Annotated in this window: 10 protein-coding genes; 8 read left to right on the top strand and 2 right to left on the bottom strand. The window is 55.0% G+C overall.

What is annotated here, in order from left to right:
- The first annotated feature begins 3 nt into the window (after nucleotides 1–3).
- From ACEN2R_RS10950 to ACEN2R_RS10975, 6 genes are all read left to right on the top strand, one after another.
- On the top strand, nucleotides 4–3,726 hold the full coding sequence (locus ACEN2R_RS10950) for a DUF6079 family protein (protein WP_442042122.1): 3,723 nt from the start codon (nucleotides 4–6) through the stop codon (nucleotides 3,724–3,726).
- A gap of 35 nt (nucleotides 3,727–3,761) precedes the next feature.
- Nucleotides 3,762–6,530 carry a DNA methyltransferase gene (locus ACEN2R_RS10955; RefSeq protein ID WP_442042124.1) on the top strand — a complete coding sequence of 923 codons (2,769 nt, stop codon included), beginning with the start codon at nucleotides 3,762–3,764 and terminating at the stop codon, nucleotides 6,528–6,530.
- Between the two features lie 70 nt (nucleotides 6,531–6,600).
- A complete protein-coding gene (sfsA, locus tag ACEN2R_RS10960; RefSeq protein ID WP_442042126.1) occupies nucleotides 6,601–7,377 on the top strand; it encodes a DNA/RNA nuclease SfsA in 777 nt (258 codons plus the stop codon).
- Nucleotides 7,374–10,187: a DEAD/DEAH box helicase gene (locus ACEN2R_RS10965; protein WP_442042128.1), complete on the top strand. Its 2,814-nt coding sequence runs from the start codon at nucleotides 7,374–7,376 to the stop codon at nucleotides 10,185–10,187. Before sfsA ends, ACEN2R_RS10965 begins: the two co-directional genes overlap by 4 nt.
- Entirely contained in the window at nucleotides 10,184–12,208 is a 2,025-nt protein-coding gene (pglZ, locus tag ACEN2R_RS10970) for a BREX-3 system phosphatase PglZ (RefSeq protein ID WP_442042130.1), read from the top strand. The genes ACEN2R_RS10965 and pglZ overlap by 4 nt, the downstream gene beginning before the upstream one ends.
- A complete protein-coding gene (locus tag ACEN2R_RS10975) occupies nucleotides 12,177–12,893 on the top strand; it encodes a hypothetical protein (RefSeq protein ID WP_442042132.1) in 717 nt (238 codons plus the stop codon). Before pglZ ends, ACEN2R_RS10975 begins: the two co-directional genes overlap by 32 nt.
- Nucleotides 12,894–12,931: 38 nt before the next feature.
- On the opposite strand, the gene ACEN2R_RS10980 is transcribed toward ACEN2R_RS10975, so the two are convergent.
- On the bottom strand, nucleotides 12,932–14,050 hold the full coding sequence (locus tag ACEN2R_RS10980) for a Fic family protein (RefSeq protein ID WP_442042134.1): 1,119 nt from the start codon (nucleotides 14,048–14,050) through the stop codon (nucleotides 12,932–12,934).
- 173 nt (nucleotides 14,051–14,223) lie between these two features.
- Nucleotides 14,224–14,475: a hypothetical protein gene (locus ACEN2R_RS10985; protein WP_442042136.1), complete on the bottom strand. Its 252-nt coding sequence runs from the start codon at nucleotides 14,473–14,475 to the stop codon at nucleotides 14,224–14,226.
- A gap of 203 nt (nucleotides 14,476–14,678) precedes the next feature.
- Between ACEN2R_RS10985 and ACEN2R_RS10990 the strand changes: the two genes are divergently transcribed.
- Entirely contained in the window at nucleotides 14,679–16,265 is a 1,587-nt protein-coding gene (locus ACEN2R_RS10990) for an RcgA family putative transporter (RefSeq protein WP_442042137.1), read from the top strand.
- Entirely contained in the window at nucleotides 16,255–17,256 is a 1,002-nt protein-coding gene (locus ACEN2R_RS10995) for an RcgR family putative quorum lactone hydrolase (RefSeq protein ID WP_442042139.1), read from the top strand. The genes ACEN2R_RS10990 and ACEN2R_RS10995 overlap by 11 nt, the downstream gene beginning before the upstream one ends.
- Nucleotide 17,257 lies beyond the last annotated feature (1 nt).

Raw genomic sequence — 17,257 nt, forward strand, 5'->3', positions numbered from 1 at the left:
GAGATGGCAATGCGCTACGGCGATCTCATTCAATTTGAGCCTATTGAGTCAGTTATTCAGCTTCTCGACGCCGATCGTCCTGACGAAGCCAAGAAGTTGGTGTCGACCTATGTCATCTCGGACGACATGGCGGATCGGATCGCCAAACTCATGATCCCCCAGCTTTCGTTCGATGAAGCCGTCGACCACAAAGGCGTCCTAGTGGTTGGTAACTATGGCACCGGTAAGTCGCACTTAATGTCGGTGCTATCTCTCGTCGCCGAAGACGCGTCATATGTGCCGATGATCAACCATCCGCAGGTTGCAGAGGCGGCAAAGGCGATTGCCGGCCGGTTCAAAGTGCACCGGATCGAGATATCGAGCCTGATGTCGTTGCGGGATATCATTACCCAACAGCTTGAGGTCTTCCTCGATAAGCATGGCGTGGATTACACATTTCCCCCGGCTGACAAGGTCGTCAATAACAAGGCTGCCTTCGAGGAAATGATGTCAGCCTTTGCGGAAGTTCATCCTGACCAGGGCGTTCTCTTGGTGGTCGACGAATTTCTCGAGTTCTTGCGCTCGCGCAAGGATCACGAGCTGGTTCTTGACCTTTCATTCCTCAGAGAGATCGGAGAGGTGACCAAACATCTCCGGTTCCGGTTTGTCGCGGGCGTTCAGGAAGCGATTTTTGACAGCAGTCGCTTCCAGCATGTGGCAGACAGCCTACGTCGCGTGAAAGACCGCTTCACGCAGGTTTTGCTGGCTCGACAAGATGTGAGCTTCGTTGTCGCTGAGCGACTTCTGAAGAAGTCTTCTGATCAGCAAGACAAGATCCGTGCCTATCTTGGGCCATTTACAAAATTCTATGGCTCTATGAACGAGCGTATGGACGAATATGTGAGGCTATTCCCAGTCCATCCTGACTACATCGGGACGTTTGAGCGTCTGGTCTTCACCGAAAAGCGCGGCGCCTTGGTCACGCTGCGTGATCAGATCCAAGCCATTCTCGGCGACGAAGTGCCGTTAGACCGCCCAGGGCTCATCGGTTTTGATAAATTTTGGGATACGGTCGCGAAGAATTCTGTCCTTCGCTCTGATCCGAACATCGGGCCGGTGCTCAAAGTATCCGAAGTACTGTCGGAACGTGTGTCCAAAGCCTTTACACGCCCGGCCTATAAGTCCATGGCGCTACGCATTATTGATGGTCTTTCTGTCCATCGACTGACAACGGGTGGCGACATTTATGTCCCAGTTGGCCCTACGGCCGAGGAACTGCGAGACACGTTGTGTCTGTTTCAGCCTGGCATTGAAGATATGGGCGGGGATCCATCTGATGACCTGCTTACGGCGGTCCAAACGACGCTGCGAGAGACTCTGAAGACGGTAAACGGCCAATTCATATCGAAGGCGCCGGACACGGAGCAATACTATCTCGATCTCAAGAAAGACGTTGATTACGACGCCCAAATTGAAAAGCGCGCGGAAGCATTGTCGGAAGATGCTCTCGATCGTGCCTACTATGGGGCCATTCGCCAACTCATGGAGCGGACCGACGATTCCAGCTACGTGACGGGGCACCAGATTTGGCAATACCAGATTGAGTGGCAGGAGCGCCGCGTTGAACGCATCGGCTATCTCTTCTTTGGGGCTCCCAACGATAGGCCGACTGCGCAGCCGGAGCGGGATTTCTATCTATACTTTATTCAGCCGTTCGATCCGCCACGATTTCGTGACGAACAGAAGGCCGACGAGGTGTTTTTCCGCCTGAAAGCACCGGATGAAACGATCAAGCGACTGCTCGGCTTTTACGCTGCGGCGCAGGAGCTTGCGTCAACCGCAAGTGGCGGGGCCAAAGGAGTGTACCTTGACCGCGTTCGCGATACGCTGCGCGAAATGAGCAAATGGCTGCAGGAAAAGCAGCTCGAGGCTTTCGAGGTCACGTTTCAGGGCAAATCCAAAACACTCAGGGACTGGACCAAGGGCATTTCTCTTCGGGACAAAGCTCGCTTGGGGCCTGATGAGCGCATCAACTTCCGCGATGTTGTCAACGTAATCGCGGGGATTGCGCTAAGCAGCCGGTTTTCTGATGTATCGCCGGAGTACCCAACGTTCTCAGCGCTGGTTACCGAATCCAACAGAAAGCAACTGATCGGCAACGCCCTTCGTGCGCTCAGCGGCAGCAACCGTACAAAGGACGCTGTGATCGTTCTCGATGGTCTCGAAATGCTTGACGGGGATCGCATCGACCCGGTCCAATCGCGATATGCACAAGACATTTTGGCCCGCCTAAAGGCCAAGGGGCACGGACAAGTGCTCAATCGCAGCGAGTTGCTGGCTGGTAATGCCGACATCGAATATTTCAGCCCGGACAAGTATCGGCTCGAAACCGATCTCTTGGTCACAGTGCTCGGATCGCTGGTCTATTCGGGCGACATCGTTTTGGCGATTACCGGCGACAAGATCGACTCTGGTAAAATCAGCCTGCTTGCTGACCGCCCACTTGAAGAATTGAAACAGTTCAAACACGTTGAAGCTCCCAAGGAAATCAACGTGGCTGTGCTGCGCTCTTTGTTCGAAATGCTCGAACTCCCGCCGGGGCTTGCACAGCAGGCAACTCAGGGATCGGATGAACCCGTAAAGGCGCTTCAGGAGGAGGTAAACAAGCTCACAAAGCGTGTGCTTGCAGCCTCGACCGATATGGCGAACAGGCTCAGCTTCTGGGGTCAGCCTCTTCTGCGCGACGAGGAAATCCGCGATTGGCGCTCAAAGCTCGATGAACTCAAAGCCTTCTCGGAAAGCCTGTCGCCCTACAACACAGTCGGTAAACTGAAGAACCTGCGCATCGGGTCTGACGATATCGCAGCGCAAAAGAAGAACCTTGAGGTTCTGAGTTCTGTTGAGGGGCTTAATAGCCTGATTGGTGAACTTGGGAATACGGCAAGCTACCTTGGCCAGGCCGAGTTGGTGCTTCCGTCGGACCATGCTTGGGTGAAGCAAGCCCAGGACACCCGCAAGCAGGTTCTCGAGGCCCTATCGACCAGCCAGAATGGATCCGAACACCGGCAGACCCTCAGCAAGCTCAAGAAGGACTACCTGACGGCCTACGTCAGCCTGCACAGCAAGGCACGTCTTGGGGTTTCCGAAGACAAGACCAAGACCGCACTACGCAAGGATTCTCGCCTCGTGGCAATGCGGGCATTGGCGAACATTTCGCTGATGCCGACTAGCCAGCTCACCACGTTCGAAGAGAAGCTCGACAAGCTGAAAAGCTGCGCGTCGCTGGTCGACTCCGAGCTCTCGGCCAGCCCGGTCTGTCCGCACTGCAACTTCCGCCCGGCGAACGAACAGGGCGATATGCTGCCCGCGGCCAATGTTCTCAAACAACTGGACGATGAGCTCGATCAGCTGCTGGACGGCTGGGTGCAAACGCTTCTCGACAACCTCGAGGATCCGATAATCCAGTCGAACTTCGAACTGCTAAAGGAAGGCTCGCGCAAGATTGTCACTGGGTTTGTCGATACCAAGACGCTGTCCGATCCTGTGACGCCTGAGTTCATAAACGCGGTGCAGGAGGCGCTGTCCGGACTCGACAAGGTGGTCGTCTCTGGCGGCGATATCCGTCAGGCCTTGCTACAGGGCGGCTCTCCTGCGACCCCCGAGGATCTGCGCAAGCGGTTCGAGGCTTTCCTGACCGACCGCTGCAAGGGCAAAGACACCACCAAGCTGCGCTTTGTGGTCGAGTAATTTCACCGCCAACCATTTTGAAATGAGACAAACAGATGACTGAGCAAATGAAAATGGATGGCGGCAAGAACGGCGGACCGGTCGAGTGCCTTGGCATGACCTTTCCAAGTGACGACGCGCGACGTGAGCACTTTCAGAAGCTTCTGGCCGAGAAGCTGCAAGACCCTGCGTTTCGGGCTCAGGAAGGCTTCCCGAAGGGAACCGATGACGCGATCCTAGCTATGTCAGATCCGCCCTATTATACAGCATGCCCAAACCCATGGTTGGCGGATTTCGTCTCGCAGTACGGCCGTACGTATGACCCTGCCGAGAAGTATTCACGGGAGCCGATGGCGATTGACGTATCCGTTGGCAAGACTGATGCGCTCTACAAGGCGCATTCTTATCATACCAAAGTGCCTCACCTCGCAATCGTACCATCTATCCTACACTTCACCGATCCGGGCGACATCGTATTAGACGGATTTTCTGGCTCAGGCATGACCGGTGTGGCTGCCCAGTGGTGCGGGACAGCTCCAGCCACCTATCGCCATCAACTCGAACTCGAGTGGAAGAAAGCCGGGCAACCAGCGCCAAAATGGGGGGCGAGACGGATAGTTCTCAATGATCTTTCTCCCGCAGCGACATTTATTGGCGCGAATTACAATATCCCGTTCGACGTGGGAGTCTTCGAGAGGGAAGGTAAAAAGCTTCTTAAGGAAGCGGATAAGCAGATCGGTTGGATGTATCGGACGCTGCACAGTGACGGGAGTACAGAGGCCAAAATTCAGTACACAGTTTGGAGTGACATATTTAGCTGCCATGCTTGCGCAGGCGAGATAATTTTCACTGAAGCTGCGTTAGACGTAGAAACAAAGAAAGTCTCAAAGACCATTACTTGCCCTCATTGTGGTGCAGTAGCAACTAAGGAGCAAATGGATCTTGTTTTCGAAAGCTTTGTTGATCCGGCTACAGATTCCATTTCGCAGCGTCCCAAGCGCGTTCCGTCTCTGATAATCTATAAGATCGGAAAGGAAACCTACGAAAAGAAACCGGACAAAATGGATTTGGATCGGTTATCAAAAATAGCGGATATTCCACTGCCTTTGGAAATGCCGAAGAATTTCCTGCCCGACTGCCAAATGACAAGGGTTGGCCGCATGCGCACGACGCGCACTGAGGCTATCCATCACATGTATTTGCCTCGTGCAGCTCAGGGCATGAGTGAACTCTGGCGGCTCGCGAAAAATCATCCCGATGCAAGAATTCGTTCGTTCCTCATATACATGGTGGAACAAGCAATTTGGGGGATGTCAACTTTGGCGAGGTATACGCCAACACATTTTTCGCAGGTGAACCAGTACCTCAGCGGCGTTTTTTATGTTGCCTCACAGATATCAGAATGCAGTCCTTGGTATATAATGGACGGAAAACTAAAAAGGCTTGTTTCGGCTTTTCAAAAGTATCACCCTAAGAAAGGAGTTGCCGCGATAACAACAGGTTCAGCGACCGCTCTTCCTTTGCCAGAGAATAGTATTGATTACATCTTCACCGACCCGCCTTTTGGCGAGAATATCTACTATGCAGATCTAAACATCCTTGTAGAATCTTGGCATGGAGTCACAACGGACCCAACCCCTGAAGCAATAGTAGATCGGGTGAGGGAGAAAGCGGTAGTAGAATACCAACACCTGATGACGCAGTCATTCCGTGAGTATTTCCGTGTTCTAAAGCCGGGTCGCTGGATGACCGTAGTCTTTTCAAACAGCCGCGCAGCGGTCTGGAATTCAATTCAAGTAAGCCTTCAGCAGGCTGGATTTGTCGTTGCAGAGGTCAATGCGCTCGATAAGAAACAGGGAAGCTTTCAACAGCTGGTTTCACCAAATGCAGTAAAACAGGATTTGGTTATCTCTGCTTACAAACCGAATGGAGGACTCGAGGAGAGATTGGCCGAACGTGGTGCTGCCCCAGAATCCGCATGGGATTTTGTTCAGACCCATTTGCGTCAGCTACCTGTGACCAAGGGAAAGAGCGGTATCCTCGAGATGGTTGTGGAGCGTGATCCCCGCCGCATCTATGACCGGATGATCGCTTGGTTCGTCCGCCACGACTTCCCTGTGCCTCTCTCCACTGAAGAGTTCCTAGACGGCTTGCGTAGCCGCTTCGCTGAGCGGGATGGCATGGTCTTCCTATCTGAACAGGTCGCTGAATATGACCGAAAACGCGCTCAGTCTGCTCAAGCGCCCCAGATGGAGCTGTTCGTCTCCGATGAGCGATCGGCTATCGACTGGCTGACGGATTTTCTGCGTAAGCGTCCGTCAACCTATCAAGAAGTGCATCCAGAATTCACGACTCAAGTAGGGGCTGGCTGGAAGAAGCATGAAGCAAAGCCCGAACTGGCGGATCTGCTCGATGGTAACTTCCTACGCTTCGACGGGAACGGCGACGTGCCGAGCCAGATCCACAGCTACCTGTCGACCAACTTCAAGGATCTCCGTGGTCTGGAGAAGGAAGACCCCCGCCTGAAGGCGAAGGCGAAGGACCGCTGGTTCGTGCCAGACCCGAACAAAGCGAAAGATCTCGAACAAAAGCGCGAGCGCTCGCTGCTGAAGGAGTTCGAGGCTTACAAGACCGCGACCAAGCGCCAGCTGAAGGAGTCGCGCCTCGAGGTGCTGCGCGCAGGTTTCAAGACTGCCTGGGCGTCGAAGGACTACAAGACGATCATCGGCATCGCCGAAAAGCTGCCTGACGAGACGCTGCAAGAGGACGAAAAGCTGCTGCTCTGGTACGATCAGGCGCTTACCCGCATGGAGGCCAATGCTTGACGTATGCAGATAACAGACACGGCATCGGTGAACGGTGCTGGCATGAGCCACATGCTGTGTGGTCTAATGAATGAGTTCCACTCAGGTCTTTATGACATTTCCCCAGCCGCAACATGACGCAACCTTTTTGCGGAGGACGCAGCGATTTCTCGCGTTAATGGAGTTGGCAGATGGCACCCAAGAGCTTGTCTATTGCGCAAACTCTGGCGCAATGGCCAGTGACTTCAGTTGTGGGTCGCGTGCGCTTATCTGGGAGAGTGGCGACTTAAAACGAAAGAGGCGTTTCACTTGGCGGGCAATTGAGACCAATGGGCTTTGGGTTGGAACAGACACTCACCTTTCCAATCGGATTGTGGAAGAAGCTCTAAGGTTGCGGTTGATCCCGCTTTTGGAAGAATATTGCATTGTTTTCCGCGAACATGTCGTCGAGCCAGGTGTTCGGGTGGATTTCATCGTATCAGGCCCAACTGGTGAATGCCTCGTAGAGGTAAAGAGTTCTAATGTTGTGGAGAATGGCGTGGCTCGCTATCCTGACTCCCCAACGCCTAGAGGCCTAAAACAACTTAAATCCCTCACACGCAAGGCTTCTGCTGGGCATCGTGCAGTCCTGCTATTTCTCGTACAGCGCAACGACGCTCGAAGTTTTGAGGTGAGCGCATCGCGTGATCCTGCTTATTATCAAGCTTTCGAGGCTGCAATTGCAGCAGGCGTTGAAGTGATAGTCTTGGGCGTTTCGGTCCACCCTGAGGGCTTTGGAAAGCCAAAATTTCTGCCGTACAATACAAAAGTAGATGACGTCATAGAACCGAACGATAATTCGCTGATCCGCTTGGAGAAAGATACATGAAAGATGGGGACAGCGGAAAAGACATTGGCACATGGTGCTGGCATAAGCGACATGCCGCGCCCTGCCGTGTCGTGGACCAGGAGGAGATATGGGGCGAGACCTCATATCGGGTTTGGCTGCCGGGCAAAGACGCCGTCGTCCGTGCCCGGTCGCGTGATCTAGGACCACTCGATGCTGTTCGGCCGACAGTGGACCAGATTTTGCATACTGCCGCTGCGGCAAAGCTCCTGGATGCGCTTGAGGATAACCTGCTTCTGGCACCAATCCAGTCGAGCGTCGTGCCGCTGCCGCACCAGCTTTACGCACTGAACCGCGCCATGAGCCGGGACCGGATCCGCTATCTGCTGGCGGATGAAGTTGGGCTTGGTAAGACCATCGAGGCCGGTCTGATCCTGCGGGAGCTCAAGCTTCGCGGCATGGCAAAGCGGATTCTTGTCGTGGCACCAAAGGGTTTGGTGCGGCAATGGCAGGCCGAAATGCGCCTTCACTTTGGTGAGAATTTCCAATTCATCGAGCCGTCCGAGTTTTCCGCATATCGGCAGTTTCGCGATGACGAGGAAAATCTTTGGCGGTTGCACGATCAGGCGATTTGTTCGCTGGATTCCGTGAAGCCGCTTGAAGGTCGGCGCGGCTGGAGTGCTGAGCAGCTGAGCACCTATAACCGTGAACGCTTCGAAGACTTGATATCGGCATCTTGGGATCTCGTGATCATAGACGAAGCCCACCGAATGGGCGGGAGCACCGACCAGGTTGCGCGTTACAAACTTGGCGCAGCACTTGCCGAAGCTGCGCCATATCTCTTGCTTCTCTCCGCAACGCCTCACCAGGGAAAAACCGACCAGTTCCACCGCCTTATGCAGCTTCTCGACCGTGACTCCTTTCCGGATGAAAATAGCATCTCCAGTGATCGTGTGCGCCCGTTTGTAGTCCGGACCGAAAAGCGGTTGGCGATCGATGCCGAAGGCAAACCTCTGTTCAAGCCCCGTTTGACACGGACGCAAGCGGTCGCCTGGTTGGACCGCCACAAGGCGCAGCAGGGCTTGTACGAGGCAGTCACTGAATACGTTCGCCACGGCTACAATCAGGCCATGGCATCGAAGCAAAGACACATCGGTTTTCTGATGATCCTGATGCAGCGGTTGGTGACTTCTAGCACTGCGGCCATCCGGGCCACCTTGGAAAGGCGGCTTCTTGCTCTGGATGACGATCACCGTCAATTGCAGCTGTTTTCTGCAGAAGGCGTCGGAGATTGGCATGAGCTGACGGGTGATGATCAGATTGATGTTGCCGTGGCATTTGAAGCTTTGGGCGATGAGCGAAAAGACGTAGAGGCGCTTCTCTTTCTCGCGCGTGAGACCGAGGCACAGGGAACTGATGCCAAAGCCGAAGCGCTCTTGGAGCAGATCTACAAGATTCAGCAGGAAGAGAACGATCCTGAACTGAAGGTCCTGGTCTTCACCGAGTTCGTTCCAACACAGGCTATGCTCGCGGAGTTCCTTGAGAGCAGGGGTTTCTCAGTTACAACGCTCAATGGCAGCATGGATCTGGAAGCGCGCGGCCGGGCTCAGCGGGCATTTTCAGGGGACGTACGTATTCTGGTCTCCACGGACGCTGGCGGCGAGGGTCTCAACCTCCAATTCTGCCACATCATCGTCAATTTTGATATGCCGTGGAATCCCATGCGGGTCGAGCAACGGATCGGCCGTGTGGATCGTATCGGTCAGCCTCATATTGTGCGGGCAATAAATTTCGTGCTCGAAGACACGGTCGAGCATCGCGTTCGGGAAGTCCTCGAAGCCAAACTTGCTGTAATCGCCGAGGAGTTCGGCGTGGATAAAGTTGCTGATGTGATGGATTCGGTCGAGGCGGAGCCTCTCTTTGATGAGCTTTTCGTTCAAGGGCTTCAAGATCCTGCTTCGATCGAAACCGAATGCGATGCAGTCCTGACTCAGCTTCGAACCACGTTGACGGAAAGCCGGAAGAGTAGCGATCTTTTGGCTGACGGGCACGATCTGGATGCGGATGACGCGCGAAAGTGGCGTGACCACCCGGCTCAGTTTTGGCTTGAGCGTGCAATTACCACTGGGCTGCCAGCGCGCGGTGGGGAAGCTACACGAGAAGGCGATACTTGGCGGATACGTTGGGCCGATGGCAGTGAGTCAGCGACGGTTTGCTTCGACGCGCGAACCGCAGCAGACCGACCTGAAATCGAATGGGTGACGCTTGAAGACCCTCGGGCACAAGCCCTGATTGCGGATTTGCCACGATGCATCTCTGGTCAGCCTGTACCTGCCGTGCGCATAGCTGGGCTTCCTGACAGCGTCAAAGGCGTCTGGTCACTTTGGGAAATCAGCCTAGCGGCTGACGACTTCAGCCGTCGCCGCTTCCTATCCGTGTTCGTCAATGACGAGGGTCGTGCCTTCCAGCCCACTGCAAAGCGCATTTGGGATGTCCTTCTCACGGAACAAGTCGAACAGATCGAAGCCCATGCAACACAAGACCCACACGACTGGTATAGGCGGTCGAAATCCGCGGCCATCGCTCAAGGTGAGCGCGTGTTCTCTGATCTTGTGACAGAGCACAAGACACGGATTGGGGAAGAACGCGCGCGCGCGCTTTACGCTTTTGAAGCCCGCCACCAAGCAATTGGAAGGGTTGGGCTTCAGACAGTTCGTGATTATCGCAGGAAACGTCTCCAGAGTGAGCATGAGGTACGAATGGCGCAACTAGAGGCAGCGGCATCCTACTCGCCAGATCTTAATGCACTTCTCGTTTTGCGCGTTGGCGAGTTAGCGCTTGGTGAGAAATGAGTGTTTGGACCGACCGCATCCTGCAGGAGTTTCCTGCCGAACTTTCACGCTTCTGGATCGCTCTGGATCCGGATGGCCTCCTTTTGGATGAACGCATCCTGCACGGCCTTCGTGAACGTGGATTTGAAGTCCTGCCATTCGAAGACGCTGTTTCATTCAGGACCGAGTATGAGGAGCGCTACCGGGCGGCATGGGATACTGGCAGGGAAGGAACTGCAAAGGCGCTGGTCTTGCAACTGCGAGGCACAGACCCCAACTCACTCCCCTGGGACTACATCAGATCAGCCCGCACGCTTAATCTGAGCCTGGCTGATCTTTTCCCCAAGCTAAGCTATGGCGTCGTCCGGCAGATCGACTCCGAACACCACGAGGCCCTGTTCCAAGCTTGCAAAAAGCATGCGGCACAGCCTCTCGGCGAGGGGGCGACCAAAGATTTCGTTCTTACCCACATCTTCAGGCTTAGCCCTTATTTGCTGAACAGGCCGGAGGATTTCTGGCGAGAAGTGCTGCGTCTTCACTATCGTGGAACAGGGCTGCCAGAACTGCTAGCGCAACATGTCGCTGCGGTCTTGAGGGATACGCCCCTCGGGACATTACCGATTGTCGAGCTTCTCTCGTCCAAGACCGATATGGTTCGCGCGGTCCAAGATGCATGGTGCGGTTTTCTAGCACAGCACGGTGTCCGGACTGAGGGTTCTGCTGGAGTGCGGGAGTCGTCCGAGCGGGCCGCAATCACGGTGCCATTCGATCATCCCGATGTGCGGGTCATTATTGATACCATGTTCCTCGAAGGCGTCCTTCAGCCCGTCGAAGTTGATCAGTTGCCTGCCGAGCTGCCTGACTGGATCAAAGTTGGGCTGATTGCCGATCCTCGTGCACTTAGCCATCTCGTATCAGAAGGCGCAAAAAGGATCACTGCGGATTTGCCAACGATTGACGCGTCGCATCGAGATTGGGTGGAAGCGGCACGTCGATTGGCAGAGCTCATCTATCGCTTCAATGAGCTTAAAGCCTCCGATGCCGATAGCCTGCAGGTACAGATACAGACGTTGCAGAATGACGCTGATGCGCGATTGAGGGAGTGGGTATTTCAGCACTTTGCGGATCTGCCATCGCTGCCCGTCGCGAAATCTCCTGTGATGGTACATCATGTCCCGAGGTATCTGGCCATGCGCCGCAGCGCAGGCGAGGACCGAATAGCCCTTCTTGTGTTTGATGGGCTGGCTCTGGATCAGTGGGTCCAAATCCGTGAAGATTTGTCGGCCAGGACACCTGAATTTTCTGTAGATGAGGGCGGGTGTTTTGCGTGGCTACCGACGCTGACGTCGATTTCACGTCAGGCTCTTTTTTCCGGGCTTAAACCCCGAGAGTTCCAGAGTTCGATGGACACAACCTCGCAAGAGCCATCGCTTTGGACAAGGTTCTGGCAAGAGCACGGACTTCGGAAGCCCGAAGTCATTTTTCAAAAAGGGCTCAAGCGCTCTGAACAGCTGGCCGCGCTAGAGGAGAATCTTTCGAAGCCGACAACGAAAGTAGCCGGTATTGTTGTCGATATGATCGATGAAATCGTGCACGGAGCAATGCTCGGAAAGCGCGGGGTCGCCGGGCAAATTCGCGAATGGTGCGATACTGGCTTCATTGAAAAGCTATTTCTTATGCTCACTCAGCACGGGTATCATATCTATCTCACAGCGGACCACGGCAATGTTGATGCCGAAGGTATTGGACGGCTCAGCCAAGGCGTTGTATCGGAATTGAAGGGTGAGCGGGTCAGGGCGTATCGCAGCGAAGACCTAGCGTCATCTGTCCCGCCCGAAATTGACGCGTTTCGGTTTGGAAGTCCCGGGCTGCCTGCTGATTTCTTGCCGCTCTATGCAAATGAACGCGGCGCGTTTGTACCTAAAGGAAACAAGATTGTCGCTCACGGAGGAATGGCGTTAGAGGAACTGATTGTGCCGTTTGTAAAGATAAGAATGAAGAAAGAAGAACATGCGACCGACAGCACCTCAAATAGGATTTGACCGCTTTATTCGCCTTGAGTGGGCGACAAAAGCACTAGAAGTCAGGGCGGGTCTCGCGGAGATCGACGAACTTGAAGCCATCTTGGATCAGGCACATTCAGGACCGGCGGCCAGAAAGAAGACCAGAACGGTGTTGAACCGCCTCTGGTTGGAGCCGCGCAAAGGCCTTGAGCCCTTTGCGCAAAGAGCCGTAGAGCTTTTTCAAGCGGCGCCCAGTACGCCGCCGGCTGCTCTCACATGGGGAATGGCTATCGTAACATACCCATTCTTTGCCAAAGTGGCTGAGATCATCGGTCGACTAACGTCACTTCAGGGTGACTGCACCACAGCTGAGGTGCATCGTAGGATGGCGGAAATCTACGGCGAACGTGAAGGGACACGAAGAATGACCAACATGGTCCTTCAATCCCAGATCGACTGGGCAACGCTCGAACGGAGTGACAACGGAAAGACGCTTACCCGAAAGAAAACCATTGCTCTGGAAGGGCCGGATCTGGTGCGCTGGATGACCAGGGCCGTGCTTGAGTGCGCGGGGCGTCCTGTTGGTCTTGGGACGTTAGATGCGCAGCCAGTGATTTTTCCGTTTGGTCTTGGCGAAAATCTCGGGTTTGTCTTGTCGTCAGCACCTGACTTAGACCTGCGCGCGGACAGTGCTGGAAGTCAGTTCGTTTCGATACAGGACTAGTGGGGTCCGCCGGAGGCAGTTTCGAGCGACGATGGCGATCAGGCACTGGTTGCCTTATTCAGGTCTAGCCAATAGCGCGTGTGCCGCCGCTCACCGGTTCGTTTGAGCGCATCCTTCTCGACGAGGTCCTGCAGGTCCCGCGTCGCGGTCGCGCGCGAGGTGCCGGTGATCTTGAGGTAATTCTCGGCGCTGAGCCCGCCTTTGAACCCGGTAGGACCTTCCCGAAACATCCGCGCGATAGCTTTGTCCTGGCGCTCGTTCAATTGACCGCGGTGGCGGTCGTAAAAGTGCGCCTTGCTGATGAAGAACCCGACACGGTTGAGCGTTACCTGCTGAGCTGTGAGGACGATCTCCGCGAACCAGATGAGCCACTCCGTCACGTCCAGCGTCTTTTGATGGAACTCGAGCTGGTCGTAATAGGCTTTCCGTTCTTTCTCAATCGTAAAGGCGAGCGCTATGAGGCTCGGTTGGCCAATGTTCTGCGCCAGCGACTTTTCAGCGAGGGCGCGGCCCAACCGGCCATTGCCATCCTCGAAAGGATGGATGCTCTCAAAATATAGGTGGCCGAGCCCCGCGCGTGTCAGGGCTGGAAGTGGTGTTGCGCGGCCGGGTCCGGTTTTGTTGAACCAGTCGACGTAGCGCTCCATCTCAGGCGTGACCTGAGCTGAGGAAGGAGCTTCAAAATGGATCGTCGGTCGTTCAAGGCGGCCCGAGACGATTTGCATCGCCTGGGCGTGCCGTCGGTACTCGCCAATGGTCTCCAGCCGACGATCATGGGACAGGAGCATCCGGTGCCAGCGAAACAGCGTCTCGTGGTCGAGCGGATCGGCAAAACCCGAATAGAGGCCCACCATCATTTCAGCCACGCCCTGCTCACGCGGCTTGGTGGGGTAGCTGTCGGGGTCCAGTCCCATATGGCGGCGCAGAGACGACTGAACGCTGAGTCGATCGAGGATTTCGCCCTCAATGGCACTGGTCTGCATCGCTTCTTCGCTTAGAAGTTCGATGCGTAGTTGCTCGCGATCAGGCTGGCTGACATGATGCACGGCACCGACGATCTCGCCGGAGGACAGCAGAAATTTCTGCTCTAACGGCTCCAGAACGGAGGCGTCATACCGGAAATCCGGCCAATCAGGCAGTGTCCAGTTCCAGCGCATGAGTTATAGACATCCTCTCTATAACTCACATATAGATCATTTGTGATGCATAGAAGTCAATGCTATCGCTCAAAGAACCTGCTTGGTGGGATATGCTGACTATGGACAGGCTGAAAAACAGGTTGACCGGATTCGCGCTGAATGACGGTAGCTCAGGCCGCCCATCGGTTTTCTTATGCGACGATCCAGTTTGCCTGCCGTTCAAGGCTCTGTTCAAGTTGCCGCTCTTCAGCCTGCGCCGCTTGTTTCACCTCTGAGATGTCAACTTTGAACCTCTCGATGACCACATCAGTGCGAGGCAGATCAAACCAAGCTTGCTGCAGCTCCCCGTTGTTCCATTCATATAAGTAGCCGACATGTTCGCGGTCGTGGCGGTTAATGATCTTTCCAACTGCTTCTGCATACAGTTTTTTCGTTTGGGTCATTCATGTTCTCCAATGGTGACGAGGCGACATGGAGGACAAGTCCCTATCCGCCGGTGGTATCTCCGCAGCCATCGTTGGCTGCAATCGGTGGATATGAGCGAGCACCCGCCACAGTTGCATCTTTGGCCTTGATGCCCTGTGCCGAGTCGCTAAATCACGGCCCAAGACGAAATTGAACGAAGCAGCTCGAAATGGGTCACTGTATGTCGCTGATAAAGAACGGAAAATTTTTTCAGACTCCACATGGCGGCAGCGAAGATTTCAAGGAACTATTCGCACATGTGGCGGCGGCCGGGGTGGGACGCCCCGTGGACGAAGACGGTTTTCCACAGGGGCCATGGACACCAGAGCTCTTAGCGGATGCGATCTCACAGATCGGCGCAAATCCTGCCGGTATCGAATTGCGAACGGTCCAGCTCTGGTTTGAGAACAACGAAAAGGGCATCAGCGCCAATAACATTCGCTGGCTTGCCCGGATCTTGGGGTGCAATGACCCGAAAGCCGCAAGCGTCTGGCAAGCTGAGTTGAGTGCGGCCCAGTCGCGACTGGTCTCAAAGCGGCGCGCGGCCCGCTGCACCGAGAGCAGTTTGCAAATCGAGCCTGACGATGATCTCCAGTCGCTGCGGACGCCGGACCATGCGGAGGACGAAATACAACGAAGTTGGTTCAGCCTTGCCCGGGTTTCCGAGGCGGCATTCAGCAGCAGATCATGCCTGAATTTGCCCGCATCAGTCTTTGCAGGAGCCGTCGCGCTTCAATTCGTCTCTTATTTTCTCGGCATTCACAGTGTCACCTATGCTGGCGAGGGCGGCGTTGAAAAGCAGGTGGGGTTTCTTTGGGCCCCGAACTGGACCTTTCTCTTCATCGTTTTTATGCCGCTCTATCTGTCCATCGTGGTCGATCAGATTGCCACTTGGAAGGGCATGGGGCGCTCCAGGCTGCTTTCCAACCTGGGCGAAGCAGAGAAGACCGACGATTGGATGCAAAAGGTCGAGGCTTCATCCTACACCTTCGGGGCCGTTTTTCTCATCTGTATCGGATTTGCCGGCGTCTTCCAGTGGGTCTATGTGCGCCTGATCCCAGTTTTGAACGGCAGGGGTAACTATGCAATAGACTGGGGATCACAGGCATTTGTGCGCCCGGATGAAATTGGAATTATTCAGCAAGTGGCATTTACCGGAGCCGCCTATCTTTACATGAGTGTCTGCTTCTACCTGTTCGTCGCAGGCCTGATATTGCTTACGACATTGGTCGACGACTTCGCGCAGCTGGAGGAGAACTTGCATCGTCAGCTCGGTGTAGGCCGATCCCGTCCGGCCGAAGCAATCGGTTCGAGGATCATGCGCGGAATTTTTCGCTGCACGGTCGCCGGGCTTCTCATCGCGATGTGCATGAAGCTGCAAAGCTTGTACGTCGTTGTGTCTGCCCCTAACATTTGGGCTTGGCTGGTTTCTGACATGGGCTCGGTCACCACTCGGCTTGGCCGGCAAGTTGATTGGGGCGAGTACAGTATGCCAACGCACTATACGAGCCTCCTGGTGGCCTTCCTGGTCTGTGTCGTCTTTACCTATGGGGTTACGCGAATAGGTCTGAAAAGTTCTCTCGACATCCCATTGGTAAGAATGACGACCGCGGTCCTCTTTCTGATCCTGGTCTACCTTCTGATCGGTGTGATCACGGGTTTCACCGTTCTCCTTGGAATCGGACTTCTCGTTGCTGTGTATGGCCTGTTCGACCCTGGATTCAGAGCTTCAAACAAGGCGCAGCGGGGCGGCGGCTATGTACTATAGTTGGCTCGATCGATGGGATGAACGTCGGACGAGGCGTCGCGATCACGAAAAGAGGGTGACCGGGTTGGAGCTCGACACTGAGCTCGCATTTCCCTCGGCGAGGAGCTCTGACGGAGATGAAGAATTCTACCGTCTAGCTGAACAAGCGGTCACAGACTCGCCTTCGTTTTTCGGTTTGGATGATGGCCTCCCGCAAACGAGCCGGGAAGATGTATGGCTAAGTTTCCCGTCGAGCGTTGCGACCGAGACCATTGATAACAATACGGTGCGAGCAAAGCTGACGACGGCCAAGGCGTCCAATCATGCACTCGTGGTATTCCACCACTGGAACGCCACGTCGCGCAACTCGCAACTCGCAAAATTCTTTGCTTGGCGCGGCTTCGCAGTTTTTGAGATCGCGATGCCCTATCATCTGGAACGCGAACGCCCCGGTTCCACCCACGCCGATTTTATGCTCAGCCCGAATCTTGGCCGCACGGTTCGGTCGATAAGACAGGCGGTGGTAGACGGACGTCAGCTCATCAGAATCTTGAAACGGGACGGATACGATAAGGTGTCTGTTCTCGGTATCAGCCTGGGCTCTTGGGTAGCCGGCCTGATTGCTGCCCATGAACCTGCGGTGACAAAAGCCACGCTGTTTCTGACGGCTGGAAACCTCGCGGACATGGTGTGGACGGGAAGTGCGACGCGACATATTCGCACCAGCCTGGAAGGCAGCATCGATCTAGCCCGGTTGCGCCGGGCGTGGGCACCTTTGAGCCTTTCGAGTTATCCAGAAAGACTCGCCCGGCCCGGGCTCGAACTACAGATGGTCTTGGCCCGGCGGGACCGGGTCGTATTGCCCGACTTGTCACAGGATCTGATCGCCCGCATCGAGCACGCGGGTGTCAAGCCAATGGTACAGTGGGTGAACTGCGGACATTACTCGCTGTCCCTGCCTCCTTATATACTGAGTGCGGGGATATCTGCGTCAAAATTCTTAAACGCCTAAT

The organism is Pseudogemmobacter sp. W21_MBD1_M6 (assembly GCF_052119585.1).
Classification (GTDB): domain Bacteria; phylum Pseudomonadota; class Alphaproteobacteria; order Rhodobacterales; family Rhodobacteraceae; genus JBGQOJ01.